Genomic DNA, 19,473 nt, shown 5'->3' with positions numbered 1-19,473 from the left:
GACATGCTGATTATCGCGGGACTTGGCAATCCAGGTTCGAAATATGCCGGCAACCGCCACAATATCGGCTTCATGGCCGTCGACGCCATACAGCGTCGCCCGAGCTTTTCCTCGTGGTCGAAGAAGTTCAAGGCGGAGATTTCCGAAGGCGAGATCGCGGGCGAACGTGTGCTCCTGATGAAGCCGCAGACCTTCATGAACCTGTCGGGCGAAGCTGTGGGCGACGCCATGCGCTTCTATAAGCTCGCGCCAAAGGACATCGTCGTGATCTACGACGAGCTCGATCTTCCGGCGGGCAAGGCGCGGATCAAGACCGGCGGCGGCCATGGCGGCCACAACGGCATCAAATCGATCGACGCCCACTGCGGTAAAGACTACCGCCGCCTGCGTCTCGGCATCGGCCATCCGGGCGTCAAGGACCTGGTGCACGCCCATGTGCTCGGCGATTTTGCCAAGGCGGATCAGGTCTGGGTGTCACCGCTTCTCGACGCCATCGCCGATAATGCGGACATGCTGGTGAAGGGCGAGGATTCGCAACTCATGAACAAGATCGCGCTTGCGACCGGCGGCAAGGCGAGCGAGGAAAAGCCCCAGGCGGCGAAGAAGCAGCCCGCGCAATCCCATATTCACCAAGCCCGCAACGCCGCGCAACCGAAGAAGCTTCCGGCCACCGGACCGATGGCCGAGATGCTGAAGAAGATGTTCGGCTCGAAAGGGGATTAGATCCCGGCCGGCTTTCAGATCAGGCGGCGTTGAGGCGTCATTCCTCCGGCTCGGTGGTGAACATCAGCGGATAGCCCGCTTCCTTGCCGAGATCGGTCGCCTCCTTGGCCTTGGTCTCGGCGATGTCCCTGGCGCAGACGACCACGACCGAAGTTCCGAATTTGTGTGCCGTCATCATCACCCTGTAGCCAGCTTCCTCGCTCATGCGGAACACGGCCTTGAGCACCACGACGACGAATTCGCGCGGCGTGTAGTCGTCGTTGACGAGCATTACCTTATAGAGCTTCGGCCGCTCCAGTTTCGGCTTCGACTTGATCTTCGGCTTTGCGGCAACATCATTGTCACTCATCGGAATCCACCCGTTGATGACATGAAAAGAGCAGACTACAGAGCCCGCGCATCCTATCGGACGCGCAACGAACGCTGTAGCACTTTGAACTGATGCATCTTTTGTCCTTAAATCGGCAACGGTTTAAGGACAAAAGATGCATCAGGGTCGAAGAACAATATTGCGCGTCGGGCATCGCCATTCAAGGGAAAGCCGTATCATAACGCGCAGAAGCGCGCGAAGACCTTGACCGCTCCGCTCCTTTATCCCATAGCCACCGCCAAGCAATTCCGAGAACGACAGGTTTCAGCCATGGGCTTCAAATGCGGTATCGTCGGGCTGCCGAATGTCGGCAAGTCCACACTTTTCAATGCGCTCACCAAGACCGCGGCAGCGCAAGCGGCAAACTATCCCTTCTGCACGATCGAGCCGAACACCGGTGAAGTCGCGGTCCCGGATCCGCGTATGCGCAAGCTCGCCGATATCGCGAAGTCGAAGGAAATCATCCCGACGCGCATCTCCTTCGTCGACATCGCCGGGCTCGTGCGCGGCGCATCCAAGGGCGAAGGTCTCGGCAACCAGTTCCTCGCCAATATTCGCGAGGTGGATGCCGTAGTCCATGTGCTGCGCTGCTTCGAGGATGACGACATCACCCATGTGGAAGGCCGCATCCACCCGGTCGCCGATGCCGAGACGATCGAGACGGAATTGATGCTTGCTGATCTCGAAAGCCTGGAGCGCCGTACGGAACAGACGCGCAAGCGCGCCGTCGGCAAGGACAAGGACTCGATGGCGCAGCTTCCCATAATGGAAGCATCGTTGAAGCTCTTGCAGGAGGGCAAGCCGGTACGTACGCTGCTGTCGAAGCTCGACGCCGACGAACTGCGCATTCTCCAGGGCCTCAACCTCCTCACCTCCCATCCGGTGCTCTACGTTTGCAACGTCGCGGAAAGCGACGCCGCTACCGGCAATGAACACACCCGCACCGTAGCCGAAATGGCAAAGGCCCAAGGCGCCGAATCCGTTGTCATCTCGGCCGCGATCGAATCCGAAGTGGCGCAGTTGCCGGAAGAGGAAGCCAAGGAATTCCTTGCCGCGCTCGGTCTCGAGGAGGCTGGTCTCGACCGGCTGATCGGCGCCGGCTACAAGCTGCTGGACCTCATCACCTACTTCACGGTCGGCCCGAAGGAAACGCGCGCCTGGACCATCCCGCGCGGCACCAAGGCGCCGCAAGCCGCAGGCGTTATCCACACGGATTTCGAGCGGGGCTTTATCCGCGCGAACACCATCGCTTATGATGACTATATTTCGCTCGGCGGCGAAACCGGCGCGAAGGAGGCCGGCAAGGCGCGCGACGAAGGCAAGGACTATGTCGTCCAGGACGGCGACGTCATTCATTTCCGCTTCAATACCTGATGCGGTGGCGATACGGCTCTACAGCGCCGGTTCCGATTAAGGAAACATGCAGCAGAGCCGCATAGCTGAACATCTCCGGCAGCGAGGGAGGCCGGCATGCTCTATTTCGAGGATTTCACGCCAGGCAGGCGCTTCGACTATCAGCCGGTCGTAATGCAGGCGCCCGACATCATCGCCTTCGCCAGTGAGTTCGACCCGCAGCCGATGCATCTGGATGAGGAGGCCGGCAAGCGCAGCATTCTTGGCGGGCTCTCTGCCTCCGGCTGGCACACGAGCGCGATTGGCATGCGCATGATGATCGACGCTTTTCTTGGCGATTCCTCCTCTCAGGGCTCCCCTGGCATCGACTTCATGGATTGGAAGAAGCCGGTGCTCGCCGGTGATGTGCTGACAGGCTTCAGCCTGGTGCTCGGAGCGCGGCAATCGAATTCGAAACCTGGCGTCGGCATCGTCAAGTTCCGCAACGAGATCGACAACCAGACGGGCGAGGCGATCGCGGTTTCGGAATGTTCCGTGCTTTTCCGCCGCCGCGACTGGGGGCTGCGGCGATGATGACCTTGGGCGAAATCTACGCAGCCGGCCGAAAAACGGTGATCGGCAGTCTGACATTCTCAGCGGAAGATATCATCCGCTTCGCGCGCGACTTCGACCCGCAACCATTCCACCTCGACGAGGAGGACGCCAAGCACTCGCTGTTCGGCGGCCTTTGCGCTTCCGGTTGGCACACGAGCGCCGGCTGGATGCAATGCTTCGTGCGGTTCTGGAAGGATGAAATCCGACGCCTGGCGGCCGAAGGGCTGCATGCGCCGAGACTCGGCCCCTCACCCGGCTTTCGCGAACTCAAATGGCTGAAGCCGGTCTATGCCGGCGACACGATAACCTACGCGGTCACCTTTCTGGAGGCGCGGGTCGTCGCGTCGAGACCGGGGTGGCGGATCAACACCATCTTCTGCGAGGGCGAGAACCAGCACGGCGAGACCGTCATCCAGTTCGAAAGCAAGGTGATCGAATTCACCTGAGATAGCGCGCGAAACCGCCGAGCGGCTAATGCCCTGCGAACTCGATCAGTGTGCGCACGTTGACGCCGAGAGCCTCGAGTTTCCTGCGACCGCCGAGTTCGGGCAGATCGATGATGAAGCAGGCTCCCACAATGTCCGCCCCCATTTGCTTCAGAAGCTTCACGGCGCCTTCTGCGGTTCCGCCGGTGGCGATCAGGTCGTCGACCAGGATCACCTTCTCGCCCGGCTGGATCGCATCCCTGTGCATTTCCATCTCGTCCACGCCGTATTCGAGGCTGTAGGCGATGCGGACGGTATCGTGCGGCAGCTTGCCCTTTTTTCGGATCGGGACGAAGCCGGCCGAAAGCTGGTGCGCGATCGCGCCGCCCAGGATGAAACCGCGCGCCTCGATGCCCGCTATCTTGTCCACCTTGGTGCCGGCATAGGGGTGGACAAGCTCGTCGATCGCCCGGCGGAAAGCCTTCGGATTGCCGAGCAAGGTCGTGATATCGCGAAACATGACGCCTGGCTTCGGGTAATCCGGAATGCTCCGGATGGCGGAAATCAGTTCCGATTGAACGGTCGCGGTCATGATGGGAAAACAGCCTCTGCGAGTCTCAGGAAGCCAAAGCCATAACATCAACGGCGTGCAATTCTATAGAATTTTCTTCGCCCTGCAGTCACAAGGCCGGGCTTCCCACTGCACCCGCGGCAACCCTTTGAAATCTCCGCAGGTGCGCGGGAACAATTTTGCTTGCCGGGTGTTATCGTAAGCTTGAACTTTGCAGGGCAGCCAATTGGGGCGTTACTGCACCAAAGCGCCGTGCGTTCAAACGAACGCACAAACGGACTTAGCACTTTGATTCTAGAGCGTCTTATCCGCTTTCCGTGGTTCCATGTGAAAGCGAGAGGCTCCAGGAGCCAGCAGTAAGAGGAAGGAGGAGACCATGCGCCTGTTTGAATGCGGTTCGCTCGTCCCGGGTTGTGAATGGCACACCCGCGCCGACAATGATGCAGAAATCGTCCGTCGCGTTGTGGAGCACATGCGCGTGACCCATGGCGAAACGACGATACGCGAGAACATGATCGACAATATCAAAGTTCGGATCGTCGACGAAAGCAAGGCCGCCTGACCGGAGCGGGGCAAGGGCCGTCTTTGCCGCGTTCAGGTCGCGCGGGATGAGGAAAGGCACACAGCAGTTTCCCGCCATCCCTGATCACTTGGTATCTGGCACCATCAACTCGAGCCGGGCCGCGAGCGCTGCCCGGTCGGGGGCGAAATTGCGCTCGATCCAGAAATTCTCGAGTTCGGAAAGTACTTCCCCGACTTTTGGGCCGGGCGGAATGCCGGCCTTTAGGACATCGGCGCCGGTCAACGGAAATGCCGGGCGATGCCACTTCTCCGCGCGCGACAGTAGCCGTTGAAGCGCCGCGGTTTCAGAAAGACGCGACGGATCGTTTTCGGACAGACGGCGCGCGGACGCCAGGGAGAGCCGCAGGCGGGTGGTAATCCCCTCGACGCCATACCGGTAAAGCTGGCGGTCGAGAGCCGCATCCGCAAGCGTCGCGGGGATCGCCGGAGCGCCTGCATACCGTGCAAAATAAGCTGCCTCCGCCTTCGACAAGCGCAGGCGCGCTGCCATGGCCGCAAGCCGTTCCGTATCAGGGGGAACGATCGCCGCTAACCTCAGCAGCGGATCCGGCTTCCAGGAAAAGGCCTTCTCGGCGGCAATGAGGCCGGGAATGGCATCGATACCCCACTTCTCGGTCTCCGGCAGGATTTCGGTGAGCACGCCTGCCTGGCGCATCCACAGGAGCGCGCGGCCAGGATCGTCGGCGGCGAGCAGTTTCTTTGTTTCGGACCAGACCCGTTCCGCAGAAAGCGTCGCGAGCTTTGCGCGGGCCTGAGCGCAGGCCCTGAGCCCGTCCGCGTCCGGACGGCCGGCACCGTAATAGGCGAAGAAGCGGAAGAAACGCAGAATGCGCAGATAGTCCTCCCGGACACGCTCGGCGGCATCGCCGATGAAACGCAATGTCCGGCTCTCGATGTCGGCGAGGCCGCCGACATAGTCGAAGACCTTACCGTCGCTGTCCGCATAGAGGGCATTGATCGTGAAGTCGCGGCGCTCCGCATCCGCCCGCCAATCGGTGCCGAAGGCCACTTCGGCGCGGCGCCCGTTCGTTGCGACATCGCGGCGAAGCGTCGTCACTTCGTAGGGCGTTCCGTCGATGACGAGCGTGATCGTGCCATGATCGACACCCGTCGGCACGACCTTGATACCCGCAGCCTTCGCCCGTTCGGCAACGTCGTCCGGCCGCCAGGTGGTCGCCATGTCGATGTCGCCGGCCGGCAGCCCCATGAGGCTGTTGCGGATCGCCCCGCCGACGACGCGCACCTCGTGGCCATCGGCGTTCAGAACATCGAAAACGCGCTGTAGCGAAGGAGCCTGAAACCAGGCCTCAGCGGCAACGGAAGTCATGCATAAAGCCTTTCGTAGAGCATGCGGACGATGCCCGCCGTAATCCCCCAGATATTCCGTTCGCCATAGGGCATGCGATAGAATTGCCGCTCCGCGCCCTGCCAATGGCTGCGCCCACGCCCGTGGTTGACGGGGTTCATCAGGAAGGAGAGCGGCACTTCGAAGACGCTTTCCACCTCTTCCGGATTGGGCATGAGCTCGAATCCAGGCTGCACCACCGCAAGCACCGGTGTGATGCGGAAGCCCGACATGGCCATATAATGCGGCAGACGGCCGATCGTCTCGACGAAGCGAGGATCAAGGCCGATCTCTTCCTGGGCTTCGCGCAGGGCCGCAACTTCGATGGACTGGTCTTCGGGATCGACGGCCCCGCCTGGAAAGGCGACCTGACCCGAGTGCTTGCGCAATGTCGAGGTGCGCTGCGTGAAGATGACGCTCGCATCCTCGCCGTCGTCGACCACCGGGACGAGCACTGCCGCATCCTTCAGATGCAGGGACTCGAGATAGGGAACGATACCCGGATTGAGCAGAAAATCGCCGTGATCACGCCAGGCCGTCTCGATCGGCCCGCCCGTCTGGGTGAGCGCCCGGCGGCGAAACTCGTCGGCGGAAAAGGGATGATTTGTCATTGCGACAGAGCTTCCAATTCAGCCGCCGGCATGATCGGAAACACCGCGCCGACCGACTTTACGCAGAACATATCGATGCCGTCGATCTCGACCGTTTCGCCCAGTTCGACAAGGTCGTACATGACAGGCCTCGATACGAGCGCCTCAAGTCGCCCACGCACGTGGAGATAGGGCTTCAGCTCGCGATTTTCGCCGTGGACGACAAAGCGCAGAGAATGCTCCGGCCCCGCCTCCACGACGTCGCCGACATTGGTGCGGAACGTCAGGACATTTCCGCCTTTCTTGGAAGTAACGTTCATTTCGACGGCGATGAACGGAGCATCGGCGATGCGGATACCGACTTTTTCCACCGGCGTAACCAGATAGGTCTTGCCGTCCTCGTCCTTGCGCAGGACGGTGGAAAACAATCGGACAAGCGGCTGGCGGCCGATCGGTGTGCCCATGTAGAACCAGGTTCCATCGCCGCGGATTTCCATGTCGATATCGCCGCAAAATGGCGGATTCCAACGGTCTACCGGCGGCAGGCCCTTCGCTTCACCGCCCCTTTCGCCCGCGGCGCGGGCGATCAGCGCGGCAAGACCCGCCGCATCGCCCGTTTGCTGAATCTTGGCTTCTGCCATCGTTCTGTCCTGTTTGGTCCCGATCTTGCTTCTGAAGCATAACGCGTTCAGACGAACGTGCGAGGGATGCGCCAGCCTTCGGTTTTGGCATTCCGTCCGCATCGATGAGAATGCGGGATGCACGGCGAGCGTCCTGCAAGCTCACGACATAGTGCGTTGGCGCCGGCTTGTCAGCCGTCCGCCAGGGTCTAAATTGAAAAACAGGAACTGAATACCGCGCAATGGCGATTCGGTTCAGCAGCGACGATCGGAGAGAATGGCGATGAGTGTTATGAAAAGCGCGGTCGATGCGGCCGACGAGAAGGCGATCGTCGCGGCCGCGGAGGCCGCGCTTGGGGAGATCGCGCTGATACGCGCCGAAGTCGGTAAGGTGATCTTCGGCCAGGAAAGCGTGGTCGAGCAGACGCTGCTTGCCGTGCTGTCCGGCGGCCATGCACTGCTTGTCGGCGTACCGGGCCTCGCCAAGACCAAGCTCGTCGCCACGCTCGGTACGGTCCTCGGGCTCGACAACAGCCGCATCCAGTTCACACCCGACCTGATGCCATCAGATATTCTCGGCTCCGAGGTCATGGATCAGGACGCAGCAGGCTACCGGTCGTTCCGGTTCATCCCCGGCCCGATCTTCACGCAGCTGCTGATGGCGGACGAGATCAACCGTGCTTCGCCGCGAACCCAATCGGCACTTTTGCAGGCCATGCAGGAATATCACATCACCGTCGCCGGCGCCCGCAAAGACCTGCCCCAGCCATTCCATGTGCTGGCGACCCAAAACCCGCTCGAACAGGAAGGAACATACCCGCTTCCCGAGGCGCAGCTTGACCGTTTCCTGATGCAGGTGGATGTCGGCTATCCCGAGCTTGGTGCCGAACGGCAAATCCTGCTGGAGACGACCGGTGTGGTCGAGACCGAGGCCCGGCCGGTGATCGACGCACAGCGCCTCTTGCAGGTCCAGAGCCTGATCCGCCAGATGCCGGTCGGCGAAAAGGTGGTCGATGCCATCCTGTCGCTCGTGCGTTCCGCCCGCCCCGGCAACGGCAATTCGACGACTGACAAGAATGTCGCCTGGGGGCCGGGTCCGCGCGCGGGCCAAGCCCTGATGCTGTGCGCTCGGGCGCGCGCCCTCTATGACGGCCGGCTGGCGCCTTCCGTCGACGATATCCTGGCGCTTGCCGAACCCGTGCTGCAGCACCGCATGGCGCTCACCTTCGCGGCCCGTGCGGAAGGCATGACCGTGCGCGACGTCATCGCCGGCCTGGTGAAACGAGCCAAGGGTTAGTGCATGGCCTCCATCGGGCACATAGTCGCGCGTACCCCTTCCGGCGAGGTCCTGTCGCGCGCACAGCAGCGCGCCATGCTCGTTCCGGATTGCCTCGTCGAGGCACGCAGGATTGCCAACACGGTGATTTCTGGCTGGCATGGCCGGCGCAAACGCGGCATCGGCGAAAATTTCTGGCAGTTCCGCCCCTATAGCGAAGGCGAAAGCCTGTCGCGCATCGATTGGCGCCGCTCCGCCCGGGACGACCATACCTATGTACGCGACCGCGAATGGGAGGCCGCCCATACCATCTGGCTCTGGGCCGATCTCTCGCCCTCGATGATGTACAAGTCGACGCTCGGCGCCGTCTCCAAGGAAAGCCGTGCGCTGGTGCTGATGCTGGCGCTTGCCGAAATTCTCGCCCGCTCCGGCGAACGGATCGGCTGCCCCGGCGTCATGGAACCGGTGTCGGCCCGCAACGCCGCCGAGCGGCTGGCAACCGCGATCATGCTGAGCCCGCTCGCCGAGGGACTGCCTGAGACCGGCATGATCCGCAACGCCAGCGATCTGGTGCTGATCGGAGATTTTCTCGACCCCGCCGAAAAGGTGATGGAGCGCCTTGCGCCGCTCGCGCGCCGCGGCTTCCGCGGACATATGGTCGAGATCGCCGATCCTGCGGAAGAGGTCTTCCCCTATGCCGGGCGAACCGAATTCACCGACCCGGAAACCGGGGAAAAGCTGACTGCGGGTCGCGCCGAGATTCTGCAGGAGGATTATCAGCGCGCCTATCTCGCTCGCCGTGACAGCCTCGGCTCGAGCCTCCGGCACCTCGGCTGGACCTTCATTCCGCATCGGACCGACCGCCCCGCATCCGAGGCGCTGGTAGCCGTGCACATGTATCTTTCAGGAATGCCCGGAAGGGCGACGCATGGAGGCCTGCTATGATCGGCGGTCTCGCCTTCGTCTTCGCCAATCCCGCAATGCTGGCCGCGCTTGTCGCGCTCCCGGTCATCTGGTGGCTTTTGCGGATGACGCCGCCGAGGCCGGCGGCCGAGGTCTTTCCGCCACTCCGCATCCTCGCCTCCGTTCTGAAGCGCGAGGAGACACCATCGAAAAGCCCCTGGTGGCTGACGCTTCTCAGGATGCTGATGGCCGCCGCCGTCATTTTCGCAATCGCCGATCCGGTCTTCAATCCGCGCAGCAATACGCTCGCCTCCTCCGGCCCTCTCGCGCTCTTGATCGACAACAGTTGGGCGACAGCGCCCGATTGGGAGCGCCGCATCGAGGCCGCCTCGGCGCTGATCGACGACGCGGAGGCACGAGACCTTGCGGTCTCGATCGTCTTCACCGGCGATCGGCAGCACGATGCAACGCCGGGGTCGGCAGGGGCCGCGCGCAACCGCCTCGCCGCCGCATCGCCTGAACCGCTTCCGGCCGACCGTCGCTCCGCGATCGCGGCAATGCAAACGGCCTTCGAAGAAGCCGTACCCGGAACGCTCGCCTTCGTCACCGATGGCATCGAAGCGACAGAAGGCAAGACGATGGAGGCGCTCGCGGGAATTCGCGCCGCCAACCTCCGGGTGATCGAGGCCGACGGCAGTCAGGCAATTGCACTCACCAACAGCAGCAACGAATCCGCGGGCATGTCGGTGACGGCGAGCCGGTTGAAAACCGATGATCGCCGTTCCGTGACGATTGTCGCTTACGATACGCGTGGCCGCGCGATCGCGGACGGCACGATCGATTTTGCGCCAGATGAAGCGGTTGCGAAGGGAACGATCGCAGCACCTTTCGAGTTGCGCAACGATTTCGCTCGCATCGGCATCGAGGGTGCCGCGACCGCCGGTGGCGTCCATCTGCTCGACGACGGTTTTCGCCGCCGCCGCGTCGCCCTCTTGAGCGGCGAGGCCCGAGACCTTTCCCAACCGCTGCTCTCGCCGCTCTACTATATCAACCGGGCGCTAGCCCCCTACGCCGATCTCGTCGAACCGCGCGAGACCGATCTTGCCGTCGCCATTCCGGAACTCTTGGAACAACGACCTTCGGTCCTGATCATGGCCGATATCGGCCGCTTGCCGGAAGAGATGTACCCGCTGATGAAGAAGTGGATCGAAAACGGCGGCACCCTGATCCGCTTTGCCGGGCCGCGCCTTGCAGCGGCACCCGCCGATGACCCGCTGGTGCCCGTGACGCTGAGACAGGGCGAGCGGGCGCTTGGGGGCGCGCTTTCCTGGTCGGAGCCGCAGCCGCTCGCCGACTATCCCGGCAACAGCCCCTTTGCCGGCATGGCTCGCCCCACCGACATCTTGATCAAGCGACAGGTCCTGGCCGAGCCGACAGCGGATCTGGTCGAGCGGACCTGGGCAAACCTCGCCGACGGAACGCCTCTGGTGACGACGGCCGCACAAGGGGCGGGACGCATCATCCTGTTCCATGTCAGCGCCGAGGCAACCTGGTCGAACCTGCCGATTTCCGGGCATTTCGTGGAAATGCTTCGACGCAGCGTGCAGCTTTCGCGCAGCGGCGGCGTCGCGAGCGAAGGCAAGACGCAGGCGCAGACATTGGCCCCTTACCGGCTGCTGAATGCCGACGGCGTCCTCGTCGCCGAAACCGGCAATGCGCGGCCGCTCGACATCGTCCCCGGCAAGGCGCCGCTTGCAACTCCGGAAAACCCGCCGGGGCTTTACGGCTCCGAAGACGGTTTCACGGCGTTGAACCTGCTCCCGCGCGATGCCGAACTCAAAAAGATCGACATGGTGGCTGCAGGCCCGCATACCTCCGAACGGCTGAGCGGCGCGGAAAGCTGGTCGCTGAAGCCTGCTCTCCTGACGCTGGCACTGCTGCTGCTCCTTGCCGACGCCGTCGTCGTCCTCTTCATGAGCGGCGCCTTTTCGCGCGTTCGAATGGCAAGGACGGCCACCACAATACTCTTCCTGCTGTGCGGCACCCTTGTCCTCCTTCCACCGCAGGCGCTCGCGGATGACGCGCGTCCGGATGACCAACGCGTCCTGGAACGTCTCGATACGACCCATCTCGCCTATGTCGTCACCGGCGAAGACGAGGTCGACCGCCTCTCCGAACGCGGCCTCATGGGCCTCACGGATTTCCTCACCTATCGCACGACGCTCGAGCCGGGCGCACCCATCGGGCTCGACATTTCCAAGGACGAGCTCAGCCTTTACCCGATCATCTACTGGCCGATTTCCGCCAATGCGCCGATGCCGAGTCCGCAGGCTGTAAGCCGCATCGACGCCTATATGCGCGCGGGCGGCACGGTGCTCTTCGATACACGCGACCAGTTTTCCTCGTTGGGCGCCTCGTCGAGCGGGACGAGCGCGAACACCGAGCGGCTGCAGGCGATTCTGGCCAATCTCGACATTCCGCCGCTGGAGCCCGTTCCGGGCGACCATGTGCTGACGAAAGCCTTCTATTTGCTCTCTAATTTTCCGGGGCGCTACACCGGCAGCCCGCTCTGGATCGAGGCGCAACTCGACAACCGCGAGGAGGTAAGCGACCGCCCAGCCCGGTCCGCGGATGGCGTCACGCCGATCATGATCACCGGTAACGACTTTGCCGGCGCCTGGGCCGTGGACACGAATGGCGTCGCGCTCTTGCCGACGGTTCCGCCGGACGAGATGCAGCGCGAATATGCCTTCCGCTCCGGCGTCAACATCATGATGTATATGCTGACCGGCAACTACAAGGCCGACCAGGTGCACGTGCCCGCCCTGCTCGAGCGGCTCGGTCAGTGAGGATCGTTCGATGACCGTCGACTTTGCACCGTTTCTTCCCTGGCCCTATTTCGCGGCGCTGACGCTCGTCGCGGCCGCGCTTGCGGCGCTCGGGCTCTGGCGTCGCGTTCGCGGCGCCTGGTTGCGGACAGCCGCGCTCGCAGCGTTCTGCCTGGCGATTGCCAATCCGTCTGTTTTCCAGGAGGAGCGCGAGCCTCTCTCGACCATTGTTGCCGTCGTCGTCGATCGCAGCCAAAGCCAGGACAATGCCGATCGGCGAGAACAGACCGACAGGGCGCTTGCCGACCTCAAGGATCGCCTCGCCCGCTTTCCGCAGATAGAGACCCGCATTGTCGAGGCCGCCGATAGCGCCGAAAGCGAAGCGCCGTCGACGAAGCTCTTCGGTGCATTGGCGACAGCGCTTGCCGACGTGCCGCCGGCCCGCGTCGGCGGCGCCGTCTTCATAACCGACGGCCAGATCCATGACGTTCCCGATGTCAATCAGAAGCTCGGTTTGGATGCGCCCATCCATGGCTTGATCAGCGGCAAACCGGATGAATTCGATCGGCGTATCGAAATTGTCAGCGCACCGCGGTTCGGCATCGTCGGCGAACAGCAGAAAATGACCTTTCGCGTCGTTGACGACGGAGCGGCTCCCGGTGGTGGCGCCGAAGTGACGATCCGTCTCAATGGCAACGAGATCGCCACCGAGCAAGCCGAGCCGGGCACGGACGTGCCCTTCAGCTTCACCGTACCGCGCGGCGGCAACAACATCCTCGAATTCGCGGTGAACCCCATCGCGGGCGAAGTGACGGAGGTCAACAACCGCGCCGTCCACGTGCTCGACGGGATCCGGGAAAATCTGCGCGTGCTGCTCGTATCGGGTGAGCCGCACGCGGGCGAGCGCGCATGGCGCAATCTGCTGAAGTCCGATGCGGCGGTGGACCTCGTCCACTTCACCATTCTGCGTCCGCCGGAAAAACAGGACGGTACGCCGATCAACGAACTTTCGCTGATCGCCTTCCCGACCCGCGAGCTCTTCGTCGACAAGATCAGCGAGTTCGATCTGATCATCTTCGATCGCTATCAGCATCGCGGCGTGCTGCCGATCCTCTACTACGACAACATCGCGCAATATGTGCAGAACGGCGGCGCCTTGCTGATCGCCGCCGGCCCGGAACACGCCGGCGACGATTCGATCGCCGCCACGCCGCTTTCGGCGGTTCTTCCCGCGAGCCCCACCGGTGCCATGAATGAAAAGGCTTTCTTCCCCCGCCTTTCCGACGAGGGAAAGAAGCATCCGGTAACGCGCGGTCTCGAAGGCGCGGCGAGCGAACCTCCGGGCTGGGGCCGGTGGTTCCGCACCGTCGACGTCGACCGGCCCCTCGGGCAGACCGTAATGGAAGCGGCAGACGGAAAGCCGTTGCTCGTCCTCAACCGCGTCGGCAAGGGGCGTGTCGCGATGCTTTTGTCCGACCAAGGTTGGCTGTGGGCGCGCGGCTTTGAAGGTGGCGGACCGCATGTTTCGCTCTATCGTCGCACGGCCCATTGGCTGATGCAGGAACCGGCGCTCGAGGAAGAGGCGCTGACGGCGCGCGCCTCCGGCCGTACGCTCGAAATTACCCGGCAGACGATCGAAGGCGACCCCGGCCAGGCGACGCTAACCTATCCATCGGGCAAGACCGAAGAGGTCACACTCACAGAACGCGAACCGGGTCTCTACACGGCCGAGGTCAAGACGACGGAAACTGGCCTCTTCGAGGTCGCCAACGACGAGCTGACGACGCTTGTCCACGTCGGCAACGTCGATGCGCCGGAGTTCAAGGCGGCAATTTCCACGGAGGAAAAGCTCCGTCCCTGGGCGGAAAAGACCAAGGGACTCGTGCGGCGGCTGGCGGATGCGGACGGCTCGGTCGATCTTCCTTCGATCCTGCCGGTTCATGGCGCTGTCCGCGTGGCGGACAACGAGCGCCTTTCGCTGCGCATGACCGACGAGACCGTGCTGAGGGGCATCAATTCGCTGTCTCTGTTCTCCAGCCTCTTCGGGCTCGCCGCCCTGCTCTTCCTGATCTCCTCCACCTGGTATCGCGAGGGTCGATAGAGCGGGGTGAGAAAAAGTGTGAGCGGTTTTCCGCCCGCATCTAGATGAGCGACGCTTCAGGGCACCCTGCCTATTCCGCAGCGAGCGGATGCGGAAGCTGCGGGACACTGGCGGAGAGACAAGCGCGAATGTGCTGCCGCAGCCAGACGCCGGCCGGATCATTGTCGGAATGCAGCGGCCAGACCATGGTAACCGGCGGAAACCGCAGCGCCAAAGGGACCGGACTAACCTCCAGTCCCAGCAACGGACCATAACGCTCGGCAATGCGCGAGGACACGGTCGCAATGACCGGCGACAAACTCGCGGTCGCCAGGACGGACATGAAATCAGGAGCGGCGGCGACCACGTTCAGCTCGGTCCCGGCATGTTCAAGTGCATCTTTCACGCACCCATGAAGGCTTTCCGATTGCGAGATCACCACATGGTCGGCCTGGAGATAGGTATCGAGGGTCACCGGGCTCGGCAAGGGCAACAGACCGCGATTGAAACAGCAAAGCACCTCCGCCTCGTAGAGCACTTCGGAGATGTAGCGTGAGGTAGGCGCGTAGGTGCAGCCGACGGCCATGTCGATCGTACCTGCGCTGAGCATCGCATCCACCTCGTCCGGCGTGCACGTCCGCACCAGGAGCCGGATACCGGGGGCCATGCGTCGCAACAGCGCCGTTAAGTCCGGAAGCAGCAGAAGCTCGGCCTCGCATGATAGCCCCAGGCGGAAAATTCGCCGTTCGGTTGCCGGATCAAACACGTCGGCAGCGAGGAGCGCGGCCTGCGCCTGCTTGAGTGCCAGGCGGATCGGGCCGGCCAGTGCCCGCGCCCGCGCGGTCGGCTGCATGATCTGGCCAATCCTCACGAAAAGATCGTCCTGAAACAGAACCCTTAACGTCGACAGGTTGTGGCTCATAGCCGGTTGCTGGATCTTGAGGCGGCGAGCCGCCTTGGTCACGCTGCCCTCCTCCATCATCGCATCGAAGGCGATCAACAGATTGAGGTCGAAGGAGCGCAGATTGAAATGATCGATGACTTCCATGATTCGTATCGATTTGATTGCTGACCGCACCATAAATAGCTTTCAGCTGAGGTCTGGCAAGAGCCAGATCAGCAATCAGAGCGGGGGTGAGGAAAACGTGAGCGGTTTCCCGCCGGCATCCCGCCCCAACCAGGAGTTGAACCTATGCATACGCGCCGATCGATCCTAAAGGGAACCGCCACTGCTCTCGTCGCGGCGAGTTCGATGCCGGTTATCTCGACGCTTGCCGCTGCCAAAGCGCCCTTCGCCGAGGTCCAGGCTCCCGCTTTCTATCGCATGAAGGTGGGCTCGATCGAGGTGACGGCGCTTTCAGACGGAACTATCCCGATACCACTCGCAAGCCTTTACACGAATACGACCGACGAACACGCGCAGTCCGCGCTGGCCGCAGCATTTCAGGGCACACAGAGCGAAACGTCCGTGAACGCATTTCTGATCAACACCGGCGAACGTCTCGTCCTGATCGACGCGGGGACAGGCAGCTATCTCGGTCCGAAGCTTGGCAAGCTGATCCGGAACATCGAGGCATCAGGCTACAAGGCGAGTGACATCGATGACGTGATCCTCACGCATATCCACACTGACCATTCCGGAGGTCTTTCCGCCGACGGCGAGCGGCTCTTCGCGAACGCCGTTGTGCGCGTCAACAAGCGAGACGTCGATTTCTGGCTCGATCCCGCCAAACGGGAACGTGCAACCGGCCCGCTTAAGAACCAGTTTGTCGAAGCGCAACAAAGCCTTGCGCCCTATCTGGACGCAGGCAGACTGGAGACATTCGACGACGATGTCGCGCCAGTCGCGGGAATCGGTTCGATCCTGCGCTCGGGCCACACGCCGGGCCATAGCTCGCTGGTGATCGAAAGCGAACGAGAGAAGATGGTCTTCTGGGGAGACATTACGCACGGCGATGTCCTGCAGTTCGACGAACCAGGCGTTGCCATCGAATTCGATGTCGACCAGCAGAAGGCAGTCGAGGCACGCCGGGCCGCATTTGTCGAAGCAGCATCGGAACGTTACTGGGTCGCCGGCGCGCATATTGCCTTTCCCGGTATCGGTCACCTGCGGACGGACGACACGAATTACGACTGGGTACCGGTCAACTATACAGCTGGTTGATCCAAGAACGGTAAGAGTGCAAGTTTGCGCTTGTGGTCTCAACACAGCGATCCGGTGGGCGCCACCGGATCGCTGTTGCTGCTTCTGATCACACGAATTTTCGTCCGATACTGTCAGCTGAAAAATGCGAGGACCGGTGACCGACAGAAACGTGGCAATATCAGATCTTCGCGCCGTCCCGCATTTTTCGGATGCGATTGCCGACCGCGTCTGGCGAGCTTGGTGGAAACCGAAAGGGTTCCCTCTGGAGCATATCGCCGACTTGGTCCGGGAGAATCTCGGAAGTGGTCCGCTACCCATGGCGATGGTCGCCCATCAAGGTTCAACCTTCTTCGGCACCGCCTCGGTTATTGCATCCGACATGGAGGATCGGCCTCAATATACACCCTGGGTCGCCGCCGTTTGGGTGGATCCCACGTTTCGGCGGCAAGGCATCGGCGGCACCATCGTCGGCCATGCCGCGCGCGCAGCCTTCGCAGCGGGCGCCGATACCGTCTACCTCTGCGCCGTGCCAGCAAAAAGAACTTTCTACCAAGGGCTTGGCTGGTCGCTGCACGAGCAGGATGTGGGAGACCACCGGCTCGACGTCTTCACGCTCAAGTCAATCTGATTACCCACCTGTCAGGCAGCAGCGCCTTCGGCCTGCGCCGCGATGGCGAGTTCTGTCACGGGAGCGGCGCTGTCGTCTCGCCAGCGGATCACGCCGCTCAGGCGAGCATGAACGTCCGCCGCCATCGGCACGACGAGAACTCTTGCCGGATCGACCGGCCCTGGAAATTCGAGTGCGGCGTAACGCACCTTCTCGAAGCCGAGCGGCTGGTAATAGGGCGGGTCGCCGACGAGAATCACCGCCTCGGAACCCTTCCGCCGCGCAGCTTCGACGGCAATCCGCACGAGTTCGCGGCCAATGCCCCGGTTCTTGTGCGAGGGCCGCACGGCGAGCGGGCCAAGCAGGTGTCCCCTCACCGACCCGGCTATCACCGGCGTCATCCGCACGGAGGCGATCGTCTCGCCATTGTCGGTGCAGATGAAGGACAGCGAACGGTCATGAGGACCCTGCTCGCGAATCCGGGCGGCGGCGCGCACGAACCGGCCGGGACCAAAGGCTTCTTCGTTGATGATTTCGATGGCTGCGTCGTGTGACGCATCTTCAGTCAGATAGACGATGTCGTGCTTTTTCATGGATATCGAGAACCAAGCATGCGGACGGACAATAGAGATGGCGCGCCCCGAAAGGGCGTTGGCAGCATCAGCGTCGTCGCAGGCTTCCCGACAGGATCATGGTTACGATCGTTCCGAACACGAAAAAATTGCCTGATCGCGATAGCAGAAAATTGCCGCCTGTCAAAGCCCAAAACGCAGTGTTCAGAATTTGACACCTATCACCGGCACGCTGCTGCGTTATCTATCAATGGTAAGAGAAAACATGAAGGAGCTCATGCATGGGCAGGCTGGTCAACGGAGTCTGGCAGAACGTCTGGTACGACACCAAGGCGACGAAAGGCCATTTCAAGCGCAGTGAGGCGCAGTTCCGCAACTGGATCACCGCCGACGGATCGCCTGGCCCCTCAGGCGAAGGCGGCTTCGTGGCCGAGCCGAACCGTTATCATCTCTATGTCTCGCTTGCCTGTCCCTGGGCTCACCGCACGCTGATTTTCCGCGAGCTCAAGAAGCTTGAGGACATCATCTCGGTCTCGATCGTCGATCCCTTGATGCTGTCTAACGGCTGGGAGTTCAAAGGCGAGAACGGCGGCACCGTCGATCATCTCTTCGGTTCCAAGACCCTTTGGCAGATTTATGTCCGCGCCGACCCCGGTTATTCCGGCCGAGTGACCGTGCCTGTGCTCTGGGACAAGAAGACGAAGACGATCGTCTCCAATGAATCGGCTGAAATTATCCGCATGTTCAATTCGGCCTTCGATCATCTCACCGGCTCGACCGAGGATTTCTGCCCAGAGGAACTACGCGGTGAAATCGACGAACTCAACGCGCGCATTTATGACGCCGTCAACAACGGCGTCTACAAGGCCGGCTTCGCGACCACCCAGCAGGCCTGCGACGAGAGCGTGACGGCCTTGTTCGCCATGTTGGATGAACTGGAGGATCGCCTCGCCTCACAACGGTATCTCACCGGAAATCGCATCACCGAGGCCGATTGGCGCCTGTTCACGACGCTGGTGCGGTTCGACCCGGTCTATGTCGGCCATTTCAAATGCAACATCCGGCGCATTGCCGACTACCCGAACCTCTACGGGTACCTGCGCGATCTTTACCGGGTGCCGGGCGTGTCCGACACCGTGAACATGCGCCATATCAAGGAGCACTATTACCGCAGCCACACGATGATCAACCCGACGGGCATCGTGCCGGCCGGCCCGTTGCTCGACCTTACGGCGCCGCACGGACGCGATCGCCTTGACAAGGCGATACGTTCAAGCGAGACCGCAAAGCGAGTGGCTACCGGTACGCGTTGACGCTCACCAGAACGTGTCGGGCGCCTCCGTTCCCGCGAGTTCGGCAATCCGCCGGCGCGTCGCGGGCGTCGTATCCGCCGGCAGTTCGTCGAGCGCGAAGAAGCCCGCGGCGGCTATCTCCAGATCGGGAATCTTCGGTCGTTGTTGGCGGACACTGTCGCAACGGAAGAAGATGACGTGATCGCGTTTGCTGGTGCCCCGGTTGTAATAGACCTGCACCAGCTGCGGCGGCGACGTCAGTTCCAGATTGCCTTCTTCCCTCAGTTCGCGTGCGAGCCCCTCCACTGCAGTCTCATGGCGATCGAGGCCGCCACCCGGCAGGTGCCATCCGGGAAGATAGGAATGCCTGACAAGGAAGATCCGCCCTTTGCCGTCGAAGCAGGCAGCGCGCACGCCGAGTGTCATGCCGCGCGAGAGCGCGAAATAGACATGTGCGAACCGCGTCAGCAGGCGAATTCGCCAGTTGCGCAACTCCGCCGGTCGGTCCTGCTCCAAGCACGTCTCCCTGTGGGCCGCGGTTCTCATCCGAAATCGTTACGATCTGGTGATTCCACTCTGACGGAATATGCGCTAGA

At 62.3% G+C, this 19,473-nt stretch carries 20 protein-coding genes; 12 read left to right on the top strand and 8 right to left on the bottom strand.

Going from position 1 to position 19,473, the window contains the following annotated elements:
• Nucleotides 1–3 precede the first annotated feature (3 nt).
• Nucleotides 4–723: an aminoacyl-tRNA hydrolase gene (gene pth, locus QN219_RS08540; protein WP_283999182.1), complete on the top strand. Its 720-nt coding sequence runs from the start codon at nucleotides 4–6 to the stop codon at nucleotides 721–723.
• A gap of 37 nt (nucleotides 724–760) precedes the next feature.
• Here the strand turns inward: pth and clpS are convergent, their stop codons facing one another.
• Nucleotides 761–1,072: an ATP-dependent Clp protease adapter ClpS gene (gene clpS / locus QN219_RS08535; protein WP_173509587.1), complete on the bottom strand. Its 312-nt coding sequence runs from the start codon at nucleotides 1,070–1,072 to the stop codon at nucleotides 761–763.
• Between the two features lie 291 nt (nucleotides 1,073–1,363).
• Here clpS and ychF point away from each other — a divergent pair, with 291 nt between their 5' ends.
• The 3 genes from ychF (at nucleotide 1,364) to QN219_RS08520 (ending at nucleotide 3,486) form a co-directional block, all read left to right on the top strand.
• Nucleotides 1,364–2,467 (top strand): redox-regulated ATPase YchF, encoded by a 1,104-nt coding sequence (gene ychF, locus QN219_RS08530; protein WP_283999181.1) that lies wholly within the window; start codon nucleotides 1,364–1,366, stop codon nucleotides 2,465–2,467.
• A 96-nt stretch (nucleotides 2,468–2,563) separates the two neighbouring features.
• On the top strand, nucleotides 2,564–3,019 hold the full coding sequence (locus QN219_RS08525; protein ID WP_283999180.1) for a MaoC family dehydratase: 456 nt from the start codon (nucleotides 2,564–2,566) through the stop codon (nucleotides 3,017–3,019).
• Nucleotides 3,016–3,486, top strand: coding sequence for a MaoC family dehydratase (locus QN219_RS08520; RefSeq protein WP_283999179.1), 471 nt, complete (start codon nucleotides 3,016–3,018; stop codon nucleotides 3,484–3,486). Before QN219_RS08525 ends, QN219_RS08520 begins: the two co-directional genes overlap by 4 nt.
• Nucleotides 3,487–3,511: 25 nt before the next feature.
• On the opposite strand, the gene QN219_RS08515 is transcribed toward QN219_RS08520, so the two are convergent.
• The gene (locus tag QN219_RS08515) at nucleotides 3,512–4,057 is read right to left on the bottom strand and encodes an adenine phosphoribosyltransferase (RefSeq protein ID WP_283999178.1); all 546 of its coding nucleotides are present in this window, start codon (nucleotides 4,055–4,057) and stop codon (nucleotides 3,512–3,514) included.
• A gap of 355 nt (nucleotides 4,058–4,412) precedes the next feature.
• Between QN219_RS08515 and QN219_RS08510 the strand changes: the two genes are divergently transcribed.
• On the top strand, nucleotides 4,413–4,598 hold the full coding sequence (locus QN219_RS08510; RefSeq protein ID WP_173509582.1) for a DUF1059 domain-containing protein: 186 nt from the start codon (nucleotides 4,413–4,415) through the stop codon (nucleotides 4,596–4,598).
• Nucleotides 4,599–4,682: 84 nt separating this feature from the next.
• Here the strand turns inward: QN219_RS08510 and QN219_RS08505 are convergent, their stop codons facing one another.
• Genes QN219_RS08505 through QN219_RS08495 form a run of 3 tightly spaced genes read right to left on the bottom strand, consistent with a single transcriptional unit; the run spans nucleotide 4,683 to nucleotide 7,194 of the window.
• The gene (locus QN219_RS08505) at nucleotides 4,683–5,945 is read right to left on the bottom strand and encodes a CCA tRNA nucleotidyltransferase (RefSeq protein ID WP_283999176.1); all 1,263 of its coding nucleotides are present in this window, start codon (nucleotides 5,943–5,945) and stop codon (nucleotides 4,683–4,685) included.
• Entirely contained in the window at nucleotides 5,942–6,574 is a 633-nt protein-coding gene (locus QN219_RS08500; protein WP_283999175.1) for a CoA pyrophosphatase, read from the bottom strand. The genes QN219_RS08505 and QN219_RS08500 overlap by 4 nt, the downstream gene beginning before the upstream one ends.
• The gene (locus QN219_RS08495) at nucleotides 6,571–7,194 is read right to left on the bottom strand and encodes a DUF1285 domain-containing protein (RefSeq protein ID WP_283999174.1); all 624 of its coding nucleotides are present in this window, start codon (nucleotides 7,192–7,194) and stop codon (nucleotides 6,571–6,573) included. The genes QN219_RS08500 and QN219_RS08495 overlap by 4 nt, the downstream gene beginning before the upstream one ends.
• Nucleotides 7,195–7,456: 262 nt before the next feature.
• On the opposite strand from QN219_RS08495, the gene QN219_RS08490 reads away from it, so the two are divergent.
• From QN219_RS08490 to QN219_RS08475, 4 genes are read left to right on the top strand one after another with little or no spacing between them, the layout of a single operon-like run.
• Nucleotides 7,457–8,470 (top strand): MoxR family ATPase, encoded by a 1,014-nt coding sequence (locus QN219_RS08490; RefSeq protein WP_283999173.1) that lies wholly within the window; start codon nucleotides 7,457–7,459, stop codon nucleotides 8,468–8,470.
• Between the two features lie 3 nt (nucleotides 8,471–8,473).
• On the top strand, nucleotides 8,474–9,394 hold the full coding sequence (locus QN219_RS08485) for a DUF58 domain-containing protein (RefSeq protein WP_269282067.1): 921 nt from the start codon (nucleotides 8,474–8,476) through the stop codon (nucleotides 9,392–9,394).
• On the top strand, nucleotides 9,391–12,201 hold the full coding sequence (locus QN219_RS08480; RefSeq protein ID WP_283999172.1) for a DUF4159 domain-containing protein: 2,811 nt from the start codon (nucleotides 9,391–9,393) through the stop codon (nucleotides 12,199–12,201). The genes QN219_RS08485 and QN219_RS08480 overlap by 4 nt, the downstream gene beginning before the upstream one ends.
• Before the next feature lie 10 nt (nucleotides 12,202–12,211).
• Nucleotides 12,212–14,281 carry a hypothetical protein gene (locus QN219_RS08475; protein ID WP_283999171.1) on the top strand — a complete coding sequence of 690 codons (2,070 nt, stop codon included), beginning with the start codon at nucleotides 12,212–12,214 and terminating at the stop codon, nucleotides 14,279–14,281.
• A gap of 70 nt (nucleotides 14,282–14,351) precedes the next feature.
• Here the strand turns inward: QN219_RS08475 and QN219_RS08470 are convergent, their stop codons facing one another.
• Complete coding sequence (locus QN219_RS08470) at nucleotides 14,352–15,308, bottom strand: LysR family transcriptional regulator (RefSeq protein WP_283999170.1); 957 nt, start codon at nucleotides 15,306–15,308, stop codon at nucleotides 14,352–14,354.
• A gap of 144 nt (nucleotides 15,309–15,452) precedes the next feature.
• Between QN219_RS08470 and QN219_RS08465 the strand changes: the two genes are divergently transcribed.
• Complete coding sequence (locus tag QN219_RS08465) at nucleotides 15,453–16,424, top strand: MBL fold metallo-hydrolase (RefSeq protein ID WP_283999169.1); 972 nt, start codon at nucleotides 15,453–15,455, stop codon at nucleotides 16,422–16,424.
• Nucleotides 16,425–16,548: 124 nt separating this feature from the next.
• Nucleotides 16,549–17,034 carry a GNAT family N-acetyltransferase gene (locus QN219_RS08460; protein ID WP_283999168.1) on the top strand — a complete coding sequence of 162 codons (486 nt, stop codon included), beginning with the start codon at nucleotides 16,549–16,551 and terminating at the stop codon, nucleotides 17,032–17,034.
• Between the two features lie 11 nt (nucleotides 17,035–17,045).
• On the opposite strand, the gene QN219_RS08455 is transcribed toward QN219_RS08460, so the two are convergent.
• A complete protein-coding gene (locus QN219_RS08455) occupies nucleotides 17,046–17,606 on the bottom strand; it encodes an N-acetyltransferase (RefSeq protein ID WP_283999167.1) in 561 nt (186 codons plus the stop codon).
• Nucleotides 17,607–17,866: 260 nt separating this feature from the next.
• On the opposite strand from QN219_RS08455, the gene QN219_RS08450 reads away from it, so the two are divergent.
• A complete protein-coding gene (locus QN219_RS08450; RefSeq protein ID WP_283999166.1) occupies nucleotides 17,867–18,898 on the top strand; it encodes a glutathione S-transferase family protein in 1,032 nt (343 codons plus the stop codon).
• A gap of 3 nt (nucleotides 18,899–18,901) precedes the next feature.
• Here QN219_RS08450 and QN219_RS08445 read toward each other — a convergent pair whose 3' ends face one another.
• The gene (locus QN219_RS08445; RefSeq protein WP_283999165.1) at nucleotides 18,902–19,393 is read right to left on the bottom strand and encodes an NUDIX domain-containing protein; all 492 of its coding nucleotides are present in this window, start codon (nucleotides 19,391–19,393) and stop codon (nucleotides 18,902–18,904) included.
• Nucleotides 19,394–19,473: the final 80 nt, after the last annotated feature.

Origin of the sequence: Sinorhizobium sp. 8-89, from assembly GCF_030124325.1 — a bacterium.
In the GTDB taxonomy this organism is placed as follows: domain Bacteria; phylum Pseudomonadota; class Alphaproteobacteria; order Rhizobiales; family Rhizobiaceae; genus Sinorhizobium.
This window is presented reverse-complemented; position numbering and strand designations above follow the sequence as displayed.

What these genes read in the sequence shown, in the direction of transcription:
- pth (WP_283999182.1), top strand. Translation starts at nt 4, where the DNA reads ATGCTGATTATCGCGGGACTTGGCAATCCAGGTTCGAAATATGCCGGC.
- clpS (WP_173509587.1), bottom strand. Translation starts at nt 1,072, where the DNA reads ATGAGTGACAATGATGTTGCCGCAAAGCCGAAGATCAAGTCGAAGCCG.
- ychF (WP_283999181.1), top strand. Translation starts at nt 1,364, where the DNA reads ATGGGCTTCAAATGCGGTATCGTCGGGCTGCCGAATGTCGGCAAGTCC.
- QN219_RS08525 (WP_283999180.1), top strand. Translation starts at nt 2,564, where the DNA reads ATGCTCTATTTCGAGGATTTCACGCCAGGCAGGCGCTTCGACTATCAG.
- QN219_RS08520 (WP_283999179.1), top strand. Translation starts at nt 3,016, where the DNA reads ATGATGACCTTGGGCGAAATCTACGCAGCCGGCCGAAAAACGGTGATC.
- QN219_RS08515 (WP_283999178.1), bottom strand. Translation starts at nt 4,057, where the DNA reads ATGACCGCGACCGTTCAATCGGAACTGATTTCCGCCATCCGGAGCATT.
- QN219_RS08510 (WP_173509582.1), top strand. Translation starts at nt 4,413, where the DNA reads ATGCGCCTGTTTGAATGCGGTTCGCTCGTCCCGGGTTGTGAATGGCAC.
- QN219_RS08505 (WP_283999176.1), bottom strand. Translation starts at nt 5,945, where the DNA reads ATGACTTCCGTTGCCGCTGAGGCCTGGTTTCAGGCTCCTTCGCTACAG.
- QN219_RS08500 (WP_283999175.1), bottom strand. Translation starts at nt 6,574, where the DNA reads ATGACAAATCATCCCTTTTCCGCCGACGAGTTTCGCCGCCGGGCGCTC.
- QN219_RS08495 (WP_283999174.1), bottom strand. Translation starts at nt 7,194, where the DNA reads ATGGCAGAAGCCAAGATTCAGCAAACGGGCGATGCGGCGGGTCTTGCC.
- QN219_RS08490 (WP_283999173.1), top strand. Translation starts at nt 7,457, where the DNA reads ATGAGTGTTATGAAAAGCGCGGTCGATGCGGCCGACGAGAAGGCGATC.
- QN219_RS08485 (WP_269282067.1), top strand. Translation starts at nt 8,474, where the DNA reads ATGGCCTCCATCGGGCACATAGTCGCGCGTACCCCTTCCGGCGAGGTC.
- QN219_RS08480 (WP_283999172.1), top strand. Translation starts at nt 9,391, where the DNA reads ATGATCGGCGGTCTCGCCTTCGTCTTCGCCAATCCCGCAATGCTGGCC.
- QN219_RS08475 (WP_283999171.1), top strand. Translation starts at nt 12,212, where the DNA reads ATGACCGTCGACTTTGCACCGTTTCTTCCCTGGCCCTATTTCGCGGCG.
- QN219_RS08470 (WP_283999170.1), bottom strand. Translation starts at nt 15,308, where the DNA reads ATGGAAGTCATCGATCATTTCAATCTGCGCTCCTTCGACCTCAATCTG.
- QN219_RS08465 (WP_283999169.1), top strand. Translation starts at nt 15,453, where the DNA reads ATGCATACGCGCCGATCGATCCTAAAGGGAACCGCCACTGCTCTCGTC.
- QN219_RS08460 (WP_283999168.1), top strand. Translation starts at nt 16,549, where the DNA reads ATGCGAGGACCGGTGACCGACAGAAACGTGGCAATATCAGATCTTCGC.
- QN219_RS08455 (WP_283999167.1), bottom strand. Translation starts at nt 17,606, where the DNA reads ATGAAAAAGCACGACATCGTCTATCTGACTGAAGATGCGTCACACGAC.
- QN219_RS08450 (WP_283999166.1), top strand. Translation starts at nt 17,867, where the DNA reads ATGGGCAGGCTGGTCAACGGAGTCTGGCAGAACGTCTGGTACGACACC.